Raw genomic sequence first — 418 nt, forward strand, 5'->3', positions numbered from 1 at the left:
CGCTCGCCGGTGCAACTCAAGGCGTACCCAAGCGTGATGACGCGACAAATTTCAGCGAGGTCGCCTGGCTCGAAATCTATGAATCGCGTTTTCCCGGGCGCAGCCGTTGGAGTTCGCGTCTTTCCGGCCTGCGCCCCATGCTTTCGACCGCCCTGGGGGGCGACATGACCTTGCTGTTTGCCCGCGTTCCCGAAACCCTCTCAGCTTCACCAAAAGGATAGAAGATGACCGCCTTGCTCCGTCTACTCAAAGATCTGAAATCAACCGCCCGCTCTATGATGTCCTGGGCGTTCCTGACGGTCGCCTGCACGGCCGTACCGGCATACGCCTATAACGATGCCGGTCTCTATGCAGCCGCCCCACCACCCAACTCGGTCTTCGTCCGTATCATCTCGTATGCCGTCTTCTGCTTGAAAAA

General features: G+C 58.6%; 2 protein-coding genes. Both read left to right on the top strand.

Annotated elements, in window-relative coordinates; genetic code table 11:
• Positions 1-221: hypothetical protein (locus ABAC460_RS50295; protein ID WP_035426706.1), on the top strand; the 221-nt coding region annotated here is incomplete at its 5' end.
• Positions 222-224: 3 nt separating this feature from the next.
• On the top strand, positions 225-418 hold a 194-nt coding region (locus tag ABAC460_RS51260; RefSeq protein WP_200863708.1), incomplete at its 3' end, for a hypothetical protein.

The sequence above is a fragment of the Asticcacaulis sp. AC460 genome, from assembly GCF_000495795.1.
Taxonomy (GTDB): domain Bacteria; phylum Pseudomonadota; class Alphaproteobacteria; order Caulobacterales; family Caulobacteraceae; genus Asticcacaulis.